Here is a 14,300-nt window from a genome sequence, read left to right on the forward strand (position 1 = left end):
GTTCCCCTCCGGTGGTCTTTTTATATGCTATGCACGCACTGTCCGGCGACATAGGTCGCTACAGCGCGTCCGCTGAAGCGCGCGTCTTCGAACGGCGTATTCTTCGAGCGGGAAAGAAGCATGTCCTTCGAAACCAGCCAAGGGTCATCGAGGTCGATCAGCGTAATATCTGCCTTCGCGCCCGGCTTCAGCGTGCCCGCCTCGAGGCCGAAGATCTGCGCCGGCCGCGTCGACATGGCATCGATGAGGCGCATCAGGCTGACCTGGCCGCTGTGATGCAGGCGGAGTGCCGCAGCAAGCATCGTTTCAAGGCCGATGGCGCCATCAGCCGCTTCGCCGAACGGTAGGCGCTTTGTGTCGACATCCTGCGGATCATGCGAGGAGACGATGATATCGATCGCGCCGCGCGCCAGCGCATCCACCATCGCGACGCGATCGTCTTCGGATCGCAGCGGCGGGTAGAGCTTGAAGAAGGTGCGGTACTCGCCGATGTCGTTCTCATTGAGGGAGAGATTGTTGATCGAGATGCCGCAGGTCACGGTCGCACCGCGGCTCCGGGCAAGCTCAATCGCCTCGACCGATTCCGGCACGGAGATCATCGCGGCGTGGTAGTTGCCGCGCGTCAGCTTGGCGATGCGCAGGTCGCGCTCGAGCGGGATCAGTTCCGCTTCCTTCGGGATGCCGCCGAGACCGAGCCAACTGGCAAACAGTCCCTCATGCATGACACCGGTGGCGCCGAGATATTTGTCGCGGGTCTCGCAGGATATCACCGCGCCGAATTCGCGCGCATAGGTCATCACCCGGCGCAGGACCTGCGTGTCGTGGACACTCGAGCGGCCGTCGGTGAACGCGACTGCGCCCGCTTCCATCAGCAGGCCGATCTCGGTCATTTCCTCGCCGGCAAGATGCTTGGTGATCGCCGCAGCCGGATAGACGTGGACCAGCGCCTTGTCCTTCGCCGTCTTCTTGACGAACTCGACCAGCGCGATGTCGTCGATGACAGGATCGGTATCCGGCATCATGATGATCGAAGTGATGCCGCCGGCTGCCGCCGCACGGCTCGCCGATGCCATTGTCTCGCGATGTTCGGCTCCGGGTTCACCGATATGGACGCGGGCATCCACCAAGCCTGGGGTGGCGACGAGACCGGTGCAATCGCGCACGTCGGCGCCAGCGGGCGCTCCTTGGTTCTGCGCATCCGCGCCGGCTGCCACGATCATGCCATCCTTGACAATGATCGTGCCGACTTCATCGAGATTGCGCGAGGGGTCGATGATACGAACGTTCTTGAGGACGATCGAGTTCTTCATGCGCCGGCTCCTTCGGTACGCGGACCCTGATTTTGCGAGACCAGCAGCGTCTCCATCACGGCCATGCGCACCGCGACCCCCATTTCCACCTGTTCTGCAATCACGCTCTGCGGTCCATCCGCAACCTCGGAGGAGATCTCGACGCCACGGTTCATCGGGCCGGGATGCATGACGAGGGCATCTTCCTTCGCCGCCTTGAGGGTCTCCGCGTCGAGCCCATAGAAGTGATAGTACTCGCGAACCGACGGCACGAAGGCCCCGGACATGCGCTCGCGTTGCAGGCGCAGCATCATCACCACGTCAGCGTCCTTCAGGCCCTCCTTCATGGAATGGAAGACCTCGACGCCCATGTCGGCGATGCCAGCCGGCAGTAGCGTTGCCGGCGCGACAACTCGCACGCGTGCGCCCATGGCATTCAGCAAAAGGATGTTCGAGCGCGCCACGCGCGAATGCAGGACGTCGCCGCAGATCGCGACGATGATGCGCGACAGCTTGCCTTTGGCGCGGCGGATTGTCAGCGCGTCGAGAAGCGCCTGGGTCGGATGCTCGTGCTGGCCGTCGCCGGCGTTGACCACCGAGCAGGAAACCTTCTGCGCGAGCAAGGCGGCGGCACCAGCGCTCGAATGGCGGATGACAAGCACATCGGGCCGCATCGCGTTCAGCGTCATCGCCGTATCGATCAGCGTCTCGCCCTTCTTCACCGAAGAATTGCCGACGGACATATTCATCACGTCGGCGCCGAGGCGCTTTCCGGCGAGCTCGAAGGAAGATTGGGTGCGCGTCGAAGCTTCGAAGAACAGGTTGATCTGTGTCAGGCCTCGCAGCGTCGAGGTTTTCTTCTCTCTCTGCCGACTGATCTTGACGGCCTCGTCGGCCTTGTCGAGGAGAAAGGTGATATCCTGCTCGGTGAGCCCTTTGATACCGATGAGGTGGCGGTGGGGAAAGAAGACCATGAACCTGCCTCTTGCTGTCGTCTGCGGGGTCTATAAAGAGTGAGCCGGGCGGCGGCAAGCTTGCGCTGTGGGCAAAGGCCCGTCTCCCCCTGCAATTTTACCCGAATTCAACTATTGCAGAGGTAGGGAAATTATAACTTCCGGTTTCCCTTTGCCTGCCTCTTACACTAGAAGCGATTCATGACGCCTGCCGAAGAGAAACTTGCCGAACTCAACCAGCCGAGCCTTTGGTCCGGCATCAATGCCTACAGGTCCGATCCGCTGATCGTCGATCTGACCGGCACGTTGCCGCGTGGGATCCGCGACGACCTCGACAATATGGGGCGGTACGTGACCTCGCCGGAAGCGCAGGAGCTGGCGCGCATGGCGAATCAGGGCACGCCGCAGCTGCGCACGCACGGTCCGCGCGGCGAGCGGCTCGATGTCGTCGAATTCCACCCGGCGTGGCACGCGCTGATGCGCCGTTCGATGGCATCGGGACTCCACTCGTCGGTCTGGGATCCGCAGGCGGACACCGAGGCGAAGAACCAGGCGCACAAGGTCAGGGCAGCGCGCTTCTACCTGACCGCACAGCTGGAATCCGGTCACCTGTGCCCGCTGACGATGACGAGTGCGTCCGTCGCGGCGCTGTCGGCTTCGCCGGCCGTGCAGAAGGACTGGGCGCCGAAGATCCTGTCGCGCAAATATGATTCCACCAACAAGCCGGCCATGCAGAAGTCCGCCGTGACCATCGGCATGGGCATGACCGAGAAGCAGGGCGGCACTGACGTCCGCGCCAACACGACGACGGCGGAAAAGGTCAGCGAAGGCATTTACCGTCTGTCCGGTCACAAGTGGTTCATGTCGGCGCCGATGAGCGACGCCTTCGTGATGCTGGCGCAGACGAAGGATGGAATGGGATGCTTCCTCGTTCCACGTCTGCTGGAAGATGGCTCGGCAAACGGCCTGCACTTCCAGCGTCTGAAGGACAAGGTCGGCAACCGCTCCAATGCTTCGTCAGAAGTTGAATTCAGCGATACGTTCGGATTTCTGCTCGGTACGCCGGATGGCGGTATCCGCACTATTCTCGACATGGTGACACTGACGCGGCTCGACTGCGCGCTGGCCTCCTCGGGCATTATGCGCGCCTCGCTGGCTGAAGCCGTGCACCACACCCGTGGGCGCAGCGTCTTCGGCAAGATGCTGGTCAGCCAGCCGATCATGACGCGCGTCTTGGCCGATATGGCGCTCGATGTGGCGGCGGCGACAGCGCTGTCCTTCCGCCTTGCCGATGCGTTCGACAAGGCGCGCAGCAGCGCTGAAGAAGCAGCCTACGCGCGTGTCATGACGCCGGTTGCGAAATACTGGTGCTGCAAGATCGCGCCGCCATTGATCTACGAGGCGATGGAGTGCATCGGCGGCAGCGGCTACATTGAGGAGCGCCCGATCGCTCGTCATTATCGCGAAGCGCCGGTCAATGCGATCTGGGAGGGCTCGGGCAACGTCATGGCGCTCGACGTGCTGCGCATTCTGAACCGCGGCAAGGATCTCTTCGAGACGGTGTTTGCCGGGCTCGCGCGCGATCTCGGCCCGGCCGGGAAGAAGACGATTGATGTGCTGCGCGCCGCCATGGCGCTCTGCGAGCGGGACGAGGGCGCTGCGCGCCTCCTGGTCGAGCAGTTGGCGCTCGCCGCCGGCGCCGCCGAGCTTTATCGCCTTGGGGCGGGGCGGATCGCCGATGCCTTCATCGAGACCCGCCTCGCGGGCGGCTGGCGCTCGACCTATGGCATGCTGGATTCACGTTTCGACGCCAGCTACATCGTCGATCTTCTTTATCCGCCGGCAAGCTGATGACAGCGCTGCGTCCCATCCGCACCGATGATCTCGAGCAGATCTATCTGATATCGCTGGTGACGGGCGATGCTGGCGGCGATGCGACCAGATTGCATCGCGACGGCAAGCTGATCGGACACATCTATGCTGCGCCTTACGTCTTGCTCAGTCCGGAAACCGCTTTAGTGGCGGAAGATTCTGAGGGCGTGGCCGGGTATATCGTCGGCGTTCACGACACGCGTTCCTTCGAGGAGCGGCTGGAGCGCGAGTGGTGGCCGGCGCTTCGCAAGGTTTACGCCGACCCGCGGGGCGATTCTGCCGGCTGGGACGCGGATCAGAAGCGCATTGCCACAATCCATCACCCGGCGCATGCGCCTGCAGCGCTGGTCGAATCCTTTCCGGCCCACATCCACATGAACCTCCTGCCGCGATTACAGGGACAGGGGATGGGCACCAAGCTGCTCGATCGATGGTTTGCCGATGCGCTGGAGGCAGGCGTGGAGGGTGTCCACCTCGGAGCCAGCGCGAGCAATCATGGTGCGGTACGATTCTGGGGCTCTCGCGGTTTCGCCCGCCTCGCTCCACCGCTGGTGGAGCCTTCCGACCGGACCGTCTGGTTTGGGCAGAAACTCTAGGGGCACAGCACTTGTGTCGCTGAGCGGTGACACCTGCTCACCTGTTTGCACCCATAGCAAACTGTCCACAATCTTTGAGCGGCCTGTCCGTTGCCGGGTCCGAGCGGCGTTGCTACTCACCGCAAAGTGACAATTCGGACCGAATCCCTGATGCTCAATGATCCCATGGTGTTGGCGCCCGTAGTCGGCAGCGTCGTCGTCGAACCCGAAAAGCGTATCCGCGACCGAAGCGCGACGGAGAAAGCGATCCTCTGGGCAGCCAAGTCGCTGCTGGCGGAGGAGGGGTTCCAGAATTTCGGCATCAACGCCGTTGCCCGCCGCGCGGGGTGCGACAAGCAGCTGATCTACCGCTACTATGGCGGCCTCAACGGGCTGGTGGAGGCGATCGGCGCGGATCTTGGTACCTGGGTCAAGGATCGCATTCCCGAAGATACCGGCGGCATGTTTCTCCTGACTTACGGCGATCTGATGGAGCGGCTATCGCTGCTGTTCCTCGAGGCCTTGCGAGACGATCCGCTTGTTCGCCGCATCGTCGCCTGGGAAGTTTCCGAAAACACCGAGCAGGTGAGGCGGCTTTCGGAGGCGCGGTCGAAGGCCTTGGCAAACTGGCTCGATCGCATGCGAGGATCGCTGACGCCGCCGAAGGGTGTCGACGTCCTGGCCGTCAATGCGATTCTGATCGCAGCTATCCAGCATCTCGTGCTTTCCGCGTCCTCGAGCGATCAATGCGCGGGCCTCGCATTGAAAACGCCGAGGGATTGGGAGAAGGCGGCGACCGCCCTGAAGCGCATCGTTCGCGGAGTCTACGGCTGAGGCGAGTTCGGCCATCCACAGGCGTCCCGTTACGCGTTAACCTTAACAAATGGTTTACGTTGCGCTCTCGCGGTTAACAAGTCACGTTGCTGGGCAGTCCAAAATGTTGGGTGTCTGGGACCATGGGAACCAAAATCGCGAGAGCCACGTTTCTTGTTGCCGCGATGATGTTTTTCGCTGTGCTTGCGCTGGATATTGCCGTACCGGCGCTGGTTCTGGGTTCGATGGCGTTGTCGATATGGGCGGTGTCTTACGAGGGACTATCCATTCGAAAAGAACGAGAGACGACCGCATGAAGTGGTTCCTGATCTTCTGGGCCGGTCCCATTGTCTTCCTAGCGGGATGGTACTGGCTCTCTTACTACGACATGAATTTCGGTATCTTCATGCTCAGCAGGCAAGTCCATGACCTGACCTTCGAGATTTATGGGAAGGTGCTCGGCATTCCTCCGGAAACCATTCCGCCGCTGGTCGCCCGTGCGATCGTCGTCGACAGTCTTGTCGTTTTCGCAATTATTGGGTTCCGCCGGCGTAAGGCGATCACCGCATGGTGGCGTGCCCGTCACGCATCGAAATCGTCCCATGCCGCTCTGCCGAGCAAGGAAAGCCTGTCGAGCGCTCCTTGAAGAATGAAGCTTGCCGCCGCCGAGTCGATGCGCTCGGCACGCTGCCTGCGCGATACGTCCATTTCCAGTAGCGCGCGCTCGGCAGCGACCGTCGACAGACGCTCGTCCCAGTAGACGAAGGGCAAGGCGGTCTTCTGCTCCATGTTGCGCACGAAGGCGCGTGTTGCCTGCACGCGCGGCCCGGCCGATCCGTCCATGTTGATAGGCAGGCCGATGACGAAGGCCGCGGCCTTCTCCTTCTCGGCAAATTCCAGCAACGTTGCCGCATCGATCGTGAATTTCTCGCGCTTGATGACAGGGCGCGGCGTCGAAAAGCGCCGGCCGAGATCGGACATCGAAAGCCCGATCGTTTTCGTGCCGAGATCGAGACCCGCGATCGCCTGTCCCGGCTGCAGCGCAGTTGCCAGTTCTTCGATCGTCAGCACCGTCATCGTCGTTCCATCCCGTCAAAAGAATTTGAAGCAGTGCCGCTTTTCTTTGTAGCGGCATCGGATATGTCCATAACGAGCAAAGCAGGCTTTTGCATCGGCAATAAAGGAGAATTTCATGAAGATCACTTGGCTTGGTCACTCTGCTTTCCGCATCGAGATCGGAAGGGCAAAAATCCTGCTGGATCCGTTCCTCACGCACAATCCGTCCTTTGCGGGGCAGGCTGCAAAGGATGTTGCCCGCGGCGTCACGCATATTCTTCTGACGCACGGTCACGGCGACCATGTCGGCGACTCGGTTGCGCTTGCCAAGGAAACCGGTGCGGTCGTTCTCGCCAATGCCGATCTCGCCGCCTGGCTAGGTTCGAAGGGCCTGACGAAGATCGAAGCGGGCAACACCGGCGGCACGATCTCGTTCGACGGTTTTTCGGCGACTTTCACCAATGCGCTGCATTCGTCCGCGCAGATCACCGAGGACGGCGTCTCTCATGCGCTCGGCAATGCCAACGGCCTGATGCTGCATTTCGACGAGGAGGCTTCTATTCTTGCCATGGGCGATACCGACATCTTCTCCGACATGGCGCTGATCAACGAACTGCACCAGCCGGATATCGGATTCGTGCCGGTTGGCGACCGATTCACCATGGGCGGCGCGGTTGCCGCTCTCGCCTGCCAGCGTTACTTTAACTTCAAGACCGCCATACCCTGCCACTACGGCACGTTCCCGATCATCGACCAGACGCCCGAGAAGTTCGTCTCCGGCATGGATGGATCGAAGACGGCGGTGAAAACGCCGACGCCGGGCGAAAGCCTTTCTCTCTAGTCGAGGTCCGCTGAACCGCGTCGACTTCGGTCGCGGAATTCTACACAATCCAAAGGCCATGCCCGTTGCACGTGGCGGGCATGGCCTTTATAGCGGGTAGGAAAAATCCTATCCGGAGAATGTCATGTCCGTCGACTTTGCCACCGTTAAGCGCGTAGCGCGCCTTGCCCGTATTGCCGTTTCGGAGGAAGAGGCAAACCGCATGGTTGGCGAGTTGAATGGTATCCTCGGTTTTGTCGAGCAGCTCTCCGAAGTCGATGTCGAAGGCGTCGAGGCAATGACATCGGTCACGCCGATGAAGATGAAGAAGCGCACGGACGAAGTTACCGAAGGCAACAAGGCCGCCGACATCGTCTCGAATGCGCCCGTTACCGATCAGAATTTCTTCCTGGTACCCAAGGTCGTCGAATAAGGCTTTTCGCCGCTTTCCGAACCCGTTGCCATTCCAGATTTGAAGCGAATTACCATGAGCGAACTTACCAGCCTGACCATTGCCGAAGCCCGCACGAAGCTGCGCGCCAAGGAGATCAAAGCGACCGAACTGACCGAGGCCTACATCTCGGCGATCGAGGCCGCCAACGACAAGCTCAACGCCTATGTCAAGGTTACGCCGGAGAAGGCGCTGCAGATGGCCGAAGCCTCCGATGGGCGGCTTGCCAGCGGCAAGGGCGGTGCGCTTGAAGGCATCCCGCTCGGTATCAAGGACCTGTTCGCCACCGAAGGTATTCATACGCAGGCCTGCAGCCACATCCTCGACGGTTTCAAGCCGCATTACGAGTCGACCGTCACCCAGAACCTGTGGGACGACGGTGCCGTGATGCTCGGCAAACTCAACATGGACGAGTTCGCGATGGGCTCCTCCAACGAGACCTCCTACTACGGCGCAGTGATCAACCCCTGGCGTTCGGCCGGCTCCAACCAGCAGCTGGTGCCCGGCGGATCCTCCGGCGGCTCGGCAGCAGCCGTTGCAGCTCACCTCTGCGCCGGCGCCACGGCAACCGATACCGGCGGGTCGATCCGCCAGCCCGCAGCCTTCACCGGCACGGTCGGCATCAAGCCGACCTACGGCCGCTGCTCGCGCTGGGGCACGGTGGCCTTCGCGTCGTCGCTCGATCAGGCTGGCCCGATCGCGCGCGATGTGCGCGACGCCGCAATCCTCCTGAAGTCGATGGCCTCAGTCGATCCCAAGGATACGACCTCCGTCGATCTGCCGGTTCCGGACTATGAGGCAGCCCTCGGCCAGTCGCTGAAGGGCATGAAGATCGGCATTCCGAACGAGTACCGTGTCGATGGCATGCCGGAGGAAATCGAAACGCTCTGGCAGCAGGGAATTGCCTGGCTGAAAGACGCCGGCGCCGAGATCGTCAACATCTCGCTGCCGCACACCAAATATGCCCTGCCGGCCTACTACATCGTCGCCCCGGCCGAAGCCTCGTCGAACCTCGCCCGCTATGACGGCGTCCGCTACGGCCTGCGCGTCGATGGCAAGGACATCGTCGACATGTACGAAAAGACGCGCGCAGCGGGCTTCGGCAAGGAAGTCAAGCGTCGCATCATGATCGGTACCTACGTCCTCTCGGCCGGCTACTATGACGCCTATTACATCAAGGCCCAGAAGGTCCGCACGCTGATCAAGCGCGACTTCGAACTGGCGTTCAACGCCGGCGTCGACGCGATCCTGACGCCCGCAACCCCCTCGTCCGCCTTCGGCGTCGCCGATGAGAATCTCGCCTCCGATCCGGTCAAGATGTACCTGAACGACATCTTCACGGTGACGGTGAACATGGCCGGCCTGCCGGGTATCGCCGTTCCTGCTGGTCTGGACCATGGCGGCCTGCCGCTCGGTCTGCAGCTGATCGGCAAGCCGTTCGATGAAGAAACGCTCTTCAAGACGGCGCATGTGATCGAACAGGCTGCAGGCAAGTTCACGCCCGCCAAGTGGTGGTAACGAGTCGCATCGGTATCAGCCGCCCAAGAGGCGGCCGCTTCGTTGTCGGGTGATTGAGTCCGCTACCTCAGGGGTCGCGGATTTCGCGTTTGTCCATCGCTGGTGACACCCAGGAGGAGGCTCATGTCGGCGTCAGATATCACGCTGATGATCGAAGCATTCGACCGCCTATCGGCGGCAGGTTTCACCGTGGGTCCTGAATGGCAAGCCGCGCATGAAGTCTGCCAGGCGCATGAGGGCGAGGCACCTTTCGACTGGGGGCATGCCATTTGCCACCGCATCGAGGGCGACGACTGGAATGCCGATTATTGGTATCGCCGCGCAGGCAAACGCCGCGGAAGCGGTACGGTTGCCGAAGAATGGTCGGTGATGAAGGCGGCGCTTTCCAAACACCTTTGAAGGGAGCCGCGCGCCATGCGACGCGCGGCTTGGACAGCTATCTGTTGTCCTGTTCTGCTCTTACGAGAACCAGTCCTCGTTCGGTGATCCGGTAAGGCTTGCCGCCCGACGATTTGATGGCCCGCTTCTGCTTCAGTTTCCGAAACAGCTCGAGGCCGAAGCCGGGATAGACCCAGCCGTCGCGAGTGAAGCATTTTACGGCCTCGATTTTCCGGTTGTCGTCGCGTTCGATTTCAATGCGGCCACCTTGGGCCAATAGGTGCAGGATGCGCTGCTCCGTGCGTGAAATATCCATGGAATGTTGATCCGGTCTTGCGCCATGAAGGCGCGCAAAAACGATCTGGCGCCCGAAGAGGCGTCAGGGCTTCGCTTTTTTCGGGCCCGTGCGCGCAAGGAAAACCTGCGGGCAGGGCCTCTACCGGGTCTGAGAAGACGAATTCAACATGCGGCCTTGATACTGGCTAGGCGACATCGCGTCAAGATTTGCAACCGATAGAGGATCTTTCTGCCGCGCCTCGCGCACGAAACGCAAGGCTTGGAGAACGGGGTGATTCGGTGATTTACTTTCGTGGAAACGCGGAGGTAGTGTTGATCCATATTCGCATTGCCCGCGAAGACGAAGCGGAGCTCTTGAGCGAGATCGGAGTAAGCCTGGCAGAAGGCCATGGCGGCCATCGGCGAAGGAGATGCCATGGTCGATGCCGCCCGAAGTGCGTTTTTCAATTTCGTCGCAAGTAGCTGGATCACCGCCACTGTCATCGAATGGAACGGACATCCGGCAGGATGGGCAGCACGCGAGAGCCTCGACGAGAAGATTTCGGATTTCTGGATTGATCCTGCCTTTGTCGGTCATGGTCTCGGAACGGCACTCTTGCAGAATATCGAAGAAGACATCGCAGCGCAGGGGTTCGATACGGCGATGATGCAGACGCACTCAGGGAACTCCGAAGCGATCAGCTTTTTCCAGAAGCATGGATACGCAATTCATTGGCTATCAATTGCCTACAATCCCAAGCTCGATCGTGATGTGCCGTCCGTCGGCCTGTCAAAGTCATTGGAATCTGCGGACGATGGCACTTACGGGCTAGTCTAGCAACTGACCTTCCAGCGTGAAGTAGCCGAGAGCGCCCGATAGCAGAAGCGTGGCCACCACATGAAAGACGACGATCGCTCTGAGGTTCGATCGGAAGGGTTCCTTCCGGGTCTTGTGGCGCAGGAGCCGTTGCGCGCAAACAGCGCCGAGGCTGCCGCCGACGAATGCAAGCGTCAGCAAGGTCCTCTCGCTGATCCGCGTGCCATGGTGGCGAGAGGCTTGCTTGTCGAGGAAATAGATCGAGAACACGAAGGCATTCAGTGCCAGGAAAAGCGCGATGAACTTGAGGATATCGGTTGCCATCATGCGGGTCACGCTAGCGACATTGAGTTAACACGCCCCAAACCGGTTGGCTCCCCGCCGCGGAATAGCCGAAAGCCTTGCACCGGCAAGCCATTTCCGTTACCTCACCAGTTGAACAGAACAGCCTGAAAAGAGCATCTCAATGACCATTGTCGACGTTCGCACGCCCGATCCGAAACGCTTCATTCCCGGCGCCACTGGCGATTGGGAAGTCATCATCGGCATGGAAGTCCATGCGCAGGTGCTGTCGAATTCGAAGCTGTTCTCGGGTGCAGCAACGGAATTCGGCAAGCCGCAGAATTCCAACGTGTCGCTCGTCGATGCGGCCATGCCCGGCATGTTGCCCGTTATCAACGAGGAATGTGTCAGGCAGGCCGTCCGGACTGGCCTGGGCCTGAAGGCGCAGATCAACAAGCGCTCGCTGTTTGATCGCAAGAACTACTTCTATCCCGACCTGCCGCAGGGCTATCAGATCTCGCAGTACAAGGATCCGATCGTCGGCGAGGGCAAGATCATCATCTCGCTCGGCCCCGATCGCCAGGGTCAGTTCGAGGATATCGAGATCGGCATCGAGCGTCTGCATCTGGAGCAGGACGCCGGCAAGTCGTTGCACGACCAGCATGCCACCATGTCCTACGTCGACTTGAACCGCTCGGGCGTCGCGCTGATGGAGATCGTCTCCAAGCCGGATATGCGCTCGTCGGATGAAGCCAAGGCTTACATGACGAAGCTGCGCTCGATCGTCCGCTATCTCGGCACCTGCGACGGTAACATGGACGAAGGCTCGATGCGCGCTGACGTCAACGTCTCCGTCCGTCGTCCGGGCGAAGGCTTCGGCACGCGTTGCGAGATCAAGAACGTCAACTCCATCCGCTTCATTGGCCAGGCAATCGAATATGAAGCCCGGCGCCAGATCGGCGTTCTTGAGGACGGGGGGCAGATCGAGCAGGAGACCCGTCTCTTCGACCCGAACAAGGGCGAGACGCGTTCGATGCGTTCCAAGGAAGATGCGCACGACTACCGCTACTTCCCGGATCCGGACCTGCTGCCGCTGGAGTTCGACGATGCCTTCGTCAAGGCGCTCGAAGCCGACCTGCCGGAATTGCCTGATGACAAGAAGGAGCGCTTCGTGCGCGAACTCGGTCTTTCGATCTACGATGCTTCCGTCCTGGTCTCGGAAAAGGCGATCGCCGACTATTTCGAAGCCGTGGCGGAAGGCCGCGACGGCAAGACGGCTGCCAACTGGGTCATCAACGATCTGCTCGGCGCCCTGAACCGCACGGGCAAGAGCATCGAGGAAACATCCGTTTCGCCGGCTCAGCTTGGTGCGATCATTGACCTCATCAAAGCGGAGACTATTTCCGGAAAGATCGCGAAGGACCTGTTCGAAATCGTGCTGAACGAGGGTGGCGATCCGGCCGAGATCGTCGAAACCAGAGGCATGAAGCAGGTGACCGATACCGGCGCGATCGAACGGGCCGTGGACGAGATCATCGCCGCCAACCCCGATCAGGTCGCAAAGGTCCAGGCCAAGCCAACGCTTGCGGGATGGTTCGTTGGTCAGGTCATGAAGGCCACCGGCGGCAAGGCCAACCCGCAGGCCGTCCAGGCTCTCGTGAAAGCGAAGCTCGGCATCGAGGAGTAAGACCGTGTATTTCGTGCGCACTGCCAGCGAGGGTGATCTCAGCAAGATGCGCACTTTGCTAGATGAGGGTTTTCGCGCAACCTACGCGGGCCTCTACGGCGAAGCAAAGGTGAATGAGATCATTGCTCACCTTTTTTCGCCAGCTGCGCTTCAGGCGCGGCTGGCGAAGAAGAATGCGGAGTTCCTCGTTGCCGACAACGGCAAGGACATCGGCGGCATCGGTTATGCCGCCATGTCCGACGAGATGACAAAAACCGTCATGCTGCACCTGCTCTATGTCCGTCCGCCGCTGCATCGCCAGGGCATCGGTCGGGAGATCTTTGCCGAGTTGGAAACCTGCTTTCCCGATGCCGAAATCATGCGCCTCGAGGTCGAGCCGCGGAACAAGGCGGCGATCGCTTTCTACCATGCTCACGGCTTCGAGGATGTCGGCCGCAATGAAAACGACGGGCCGGGCCAATCCGGCATACCGACGCTGATCCTCGAAAAATTTCTCGAACAGCGCTAGGCCGCAATACGATCATGAGCCAAACCACGATTCGCGAGGCACGCAGCTCCGACGTCGCCGCGCTGGTTGCCATCTTTGCCGCTGATGAACTCGGCGGTCACGGCGACACGACCGCGCCCGAGATATTCGGCAAGTATCTTCGGGCTTTCGAGCGGATTGCTTCATCGCCCGACCAAACGCTTTACGTCGCGGAGCGTGACGGGCAGGTGCGTAGGCACATTTCAGACCATGGTCGTGACGTCGCTGATCGGTCGTGGCTCCTCGTCGATGATCATTGAGGCGGTGCAGACGCGGGGTGACATGCGTGGCCAGGGCATCGGTGCCCAGATGATTGAGTTTGCCATTGCGGAGGCAAAACGTCGCGGTTTGCGGCTCGTGCAACTGACGTCGAATGCCAGCCGCACGGATGCGCACCGCTTCTACGAAAGACTTGGTTTCAAGCAATCGCATCTCGGCTTCAAGATGGCGCTGAAATGAGCCGGTGTGGCACCGGAATCACTGGACAATGCGGATCGCTGGCGGCATAAGCGAGGGATCAAATTCTGGTCCCGCTTGCCTTCCGGCTAGCTCAAGGAAAAGACATGAAGAATCTCCTCGTGCAAATCTTCACCTGGTGGAACGGTCAGACGATCGGTACGCGTTTTGCGACCTGGCGTTTTGGCAAGCGCGTCGGTGAAGACGAATTGGGTAATGTTTATTACGAAGGCGGTATGTCATCCTACGGTCTTCCGAAGCGTTGGGTGATCTACAAGGGTTATGCCGAAGCCTCTGCAATTCCGCCGGGCTGGCATGGCTGGATGCATCATCGCACGAATGTCCCGCCGAGCCAGGAAAACTACGTTGCCAAGGAATGGCAGAAGCCGCATCGCGCAAACCCGACCGGGTCGCCGCAGGCTTATCGTCCGCCGGGCTCGCTCGTCGTTCCCGGCGAACGTCCGCGGGTTACCGGCGACTACGACGCCTGGACGCCTGGCAACTGAGAAGCTGGTCGCCGACCCTGCTTTT

General features: G+C 60.7%; 17 protein-coding genes and 2 pseudogenes. 14 read left to right on the forward strand and 5 right to left on the reverse strand.

Going from position 1 to position 14,300, the window contains the following annotated elements:
* Positions 1-20 precede the first annotated feature (20 nt).
* Together AF71_RS14205 and AF71_RS14210 are read right to left on the reverse strand one after the other, a co-directional pair.
* Positions 21-1,310: a dihydroorotase gene (locus AF71_RS14205; RefSeq protein WP_018857022.1), complete on the reverse strand. Its 1,290-nt coding sequence runs from the start codon at positions 1,308-1,310 to the stop codon at positions 21-23.
* Positions 1,307-2,263, reverse strand: a complete 957-nt coding sequence (locus AF71_RS14210; RefSeq protein ID WP_018857021.1) for an aspartate carbamoyltransferase catalytic subunit — start codon at positions 2,261-2,263, stop codon at positions 1,307-1,309. The genes AF71_RS14205 and AF71_RS14210 overlap by 4 nt, the downstream gene beginning before the upstream one ends.
* 180 nt (positions 2,264-2,443) lie before the next feature.
* Here AF71_RS14210 and AF71_RS14215 point away from each other — a divergent pair, with 180 nt between their 5' ends.
* From AF71_RS14215 to AF71_RS14235, 5 genes are all read left to right on the forward strand, one after another.
* Complete coding sequence (locus AF71_RS14215; RefSeq protein ID WP_169681816.1) at positions 2,444-4,093, forward strand: acyl-CoA dehydrogenase family protein; 1,650 nt, start codon at positions 2,444-2,446, stop codon at positions 4,091-4,093.
* Positions 4,093-4,710 (forward strand): GNAT family N-acetyltransferase, encoded by a 618-nt coding sequence (locus AF71_RS14220; protein ID WP_029792758.1) that lies wholly within the window; start codon positions 4,093-4,095, stop codon positions 4,708-4,710. Before AF71_RS14215 ends, AF71_RS14220 begins: the two co-directional genes overlap by 1 nt.
* 150 nt (positions 4,711-4,860) lie before the next feature.
* On the forward strand, positions 4,861-5,523 hold the full coding sequence (locus tag AF71_RS14225) for a TetR/AcrR family transcriptional regulator (RefSeq protein ID WP_018857018.1): 663 nt from the start codon (positions 4,861-4,863) through the stop codon (positions 5,521-5,523).
* Between the two features lie 122 nt (positions 5,524-5,645).
* Positions 5,646-5,819, forward strand: a complete 174-nt coding sequence (locus tag AF71_RS14230) for a hypothetical protein (protein WP_018857017.1) — start codon at positions 5,646-5,648, stop codon at positions 5,817-5,819.
* A complete protein-coding gene (locus tag AF71_RS14235; RefSeq protein ID WP_018857016.1) occupies positions 5,816-6,148 on the forward strand; it encodes a DUF6105 family protein in 333 nt (110 codons plus the stop codon). Before AF71_RS14230 ends, AF71_RS14235 begins: the two co-directional genes overlap by 4 nt.
* Here the strand turns inward: AF71_RS14235 and ruvX are convergent.
* Complete coding sequence (ruvX, locus tag AF71_RS14240; RefSeq protein ID WP_018857015.1) at positions 6,085-6,579, reverse strand: Holliday junction resolvase RuvX; 495 nt, start codon at positions 6,577-6,579, stop codon at positions 6,085-6,087. The genes AF71_RS14235 and ruvX overlap by 64 nt on opposite strands.
* Before the next feature lie 115 nt (positions 6,580-6,694).
* Between ruvX and AF71_RS14245 the strand changes: the two genes are divergently transcribed.
* The 4 genes from AF71_RS14245 (at position 6,695) to AF71_RS14260 (ending at position 9,746) form a co-directional block, all read left to right on the forward strand.
* Positions 6,695-7,399 (forward strand): metal-dependent hydrolase, encoded by a 705-nt coding sequence (locus AF71_RS14245; RefSeq protein ID WP_018857014.1) that lies wholly within the window; start codon positions 6,695-6,697, stop codon positions 7,397-7,399.
* A gap of 124 nt (positions 7,400-7,523) precedes the next feature.
* Positions 7,524-7,811, forward strand: coding sequence for an Asp-tRNA(Asn)/Glu-tRNA(Gln) amidotransferase subunit GatC (gene gatC / locus AF71_RS14250; protein ID WP_018857013.1), 288 nt, complete (start codon positions 7,524-7,526; stop codon positions 7,809-7,811).
* Positions 7,812-7,865: 54 nt separating this feature from the next.
* On the forward strand, positions 7,866-9,347 hold the full coding sequence (gene gatA / locus AF71_RS14255) for an Asp-tRNA(Asn)/Glu-tRNA(Gln) amidotransferase subunit GatA (protein ID WP_018857012.1): 1,482 nt from the start codon (positions 7,866-7,868) through the stop codon (positions 9,345-9,347).
* A gap of 123 nt (positions 9,348-9,470) precedes the next feature.
* Positions 9,471-9,746 (forward strand): hypothetical protein, encoded by a 276-nt coding sequence (locus AF71_RS14260; protein WP_169681818.1) that lies wholly within the window; start codon positions 9,471-9,473, stop codon positions 9,744-9,746.
* Between the two features lie 37 nt (positions 9,747-9,783).
* Here the strand turns inward: AF71_RS14260 and AF71_RS14265 are convergent, their stop codons facing one another.
* Positions 9,784-10,041, reverse strand: coding sequence for a YjhX family toxin (locus tag AF71_RS14265; RefSeq protein ID WP_007792755.1), 258 nt, complete (start codon positions 10,039-10,041; stop codon positions 9,784-9,786).
* 293 nt (positions 10,042-10,334) lie between these two features.
* On the opposite strand from AF71_RS14265, the pseudogene AF71_RS14270 reads away from it, so the two are divergent.
* Positions 10,335-10,839: pseudogene (locus tag AF71_RS14270) on the forward strand (GNAT family N-acetyltransferase).
* Here AF71_RS14270 and AF71_RS14275 read toward each other — a convergent pair.
* Entirely contained in the window at positions 10,831-11,145 is a 315-nt protein-coding gene (locus AF71_RS14275; RefSeq protein ID WP_018857009.1) for a DUF1294 domain-containing protein, read from the reverse strand. The pseudogene AF71_RS14270 and the gene AF71_RS14275 overlap by 9 nt on opposite strands.
* A gap of 139 nt (positions 11,146-11,284) precedes the next feature.
* On the opposite strand from AF71_RS14275, the gene gatB reads away from it, so the two are divergent.
* The 4 genes and pseudogenes from gatB (at position 11,285) to AF71_RS14295 (ending at position 14,275) form a co-directional block, all read left to right on the forward strand.
* Complete coding sequence (gene gatB / locus AF71_RS14280; RefSeq protein ID WP_018857008.1) at positions 11,285-12,787, forward strand: Asp-tRNA(Asn)/Glu-tRNA(Gln) amidotransferase subunit GatB; 1,503 nt, start codon at positions 11,285-11,287, stop codon at positions 12,785-12,787.
* Between the two features lie 4 nt (positions 12,788-12,791).
* Positions 12,792-13,295 carry a GNAT family N-acetyltransferase gene (locus AF71_RS14285; RefSeq protein WP_029792475.1) on the forward strand — a complete coding sequence of 168 codons (504 nt, stop codon included), beginning with the start codon at positions 12,792-12,794 and terminating at the stop codon, positions 13,293-13,295.
* Positions 13,296-13,309: 14 nt separating this feature from the next.
* Positions 13,310-13,772 (forward strand): annotated as a pseudogene (locus tag AF71_RS14290) (GNAT family N-acetyltransferase).
* A gap of 104 nt (positions 13,773-13,876) precedes the next feature.
* Positions 13,877-14,275: an NADH:ubiquinone oxidoreductase subunit NDUFA12 gene (locus tag AF71_RS14295; protein WP_007792741.1), complete on the forward strand. Its 399-nt coding sequence runs from the start codon at positions 13,877-13,879 to the stop codon at positions 14,273-14,275.
* The last annotated feature ends 25 nt before the right edge of the window (positions 14,276-14,300 follow it).

Source organism: Rhizobium sp. 57MFTsu3.2, from assembly GCF_012932765.1.
In the GTDB taxonomy this organism is placed as follows: domain Bacteria; phylum Pseudomonadota; class Alphaproteobacteria; order Rhizobiales; family Rhizobiaceae; genus Rhizobium; species Rhizobium altiplani.

Coding starts and splice junctions, on each gene's coding strand:
- AF71_RS14295 (WP_007792741.1), top strand. CDS start 13,877: ATGAAGAATCTCCTCGTGCAAATCTTCACCTGGTGGAACGGTCAGACG.
- gatA (WP_018857012.1), top strand. CDS start 7,866: ATGAGCGAACTTACCAGCCTGACCATTGCCGAAGCCCGCACGAAGCTG.
- AF71_RS14225 (WP_018857018.1), top strand. CDS start 4,861: ATGCTCAATGATCCCATGGTGTTGGCGCCCGTAGTCGGCAGCGTCGTC.
- AF71_RS14260 (WP_169681818.1), top strand. CDS start 9,471: ATGTCGGCGTCAGATATCACGCTGATGATCGAAGCATTCGACCGCCTA.
- AF71_RS14275 (WP_018857009.1), bottom strand. CDS start 11,145: ATGATGGCAACCGATATCCTCAAGTTCATCGCGCTTTTCCTGGCACTG.
- gatB (WP_018857008.1), top strand. CDS start 11,285: ATGACCATTGTCGACGTTCGCACGCCCGATCCGAAACGCTTCATTCCC.
- ruvX (WP_018857015.1), bottom strand. CDS start 6,579: ATGACGGTGCTGACGATCGAAGAACTGGCAACTGCGCTGCAGCCGGGA.
- AF71_RS14220 (WP_029792758.1), top strand. CDS start 4,093: ATGACAGCGCTGCGTCCCATCCGCACCGATGATCTCGAGCAGATCTAT.
- AF71_RS14230 (WP_018857017.1), top strand. CDS start 5,646: ATGGGAACCAAAATCGCGAGAGCCACGTTTCTTGTTGCCGCGATGATG.
- AF71_RS14210 (WP_018857021.1), bottom strand. CDS start 2,263: ATGGTCTTCTTTCCCCACCGCCACCTCATCGGTATCAAAGGGCTCACC.
- AF71_RS14245 (WP_018857014.1), top strand. CDS start 6,695: ATGAAGATCACTTGGCTTGGTCACTCTGCTTTCCGCATCGAGATCGGA.
- AF71_RS14215 (WP_169681816.1), top strand. CDS start 2,444: ATGACGCCTGCCGAAGAGAAACTTGCCGAACTCAACCAGCCGAGCCTT.
- gatC (WP_018857013.1), top strand. CDS start 7,524: ATGTCCGTCGACTTTGCCACCGTTAAGCGCGTAGCGCGCCTTGCCCGT.
- AF71_RS14265 (WP_007792755.1), bottom strand. CDS start 10,041: ATGGATATTTCACGCACGGAGCAGCGCATCCTGCACCTATTGGCCCAA.
- AF71_RS14235 (WP_018857016.1), top strand. CDS start 5,816: ATGAAGTGGTTCCTGATCTTCTGGGCCGGTCCCATTGTCTTCCTAGCG.
- AF71_RS14205 (WP_018857022.1), bottom strand. CDS start 1,310: ATGAAGAACTCGATCGTCCTCAAGAACGTTCGTATCATCGACCCCTCG.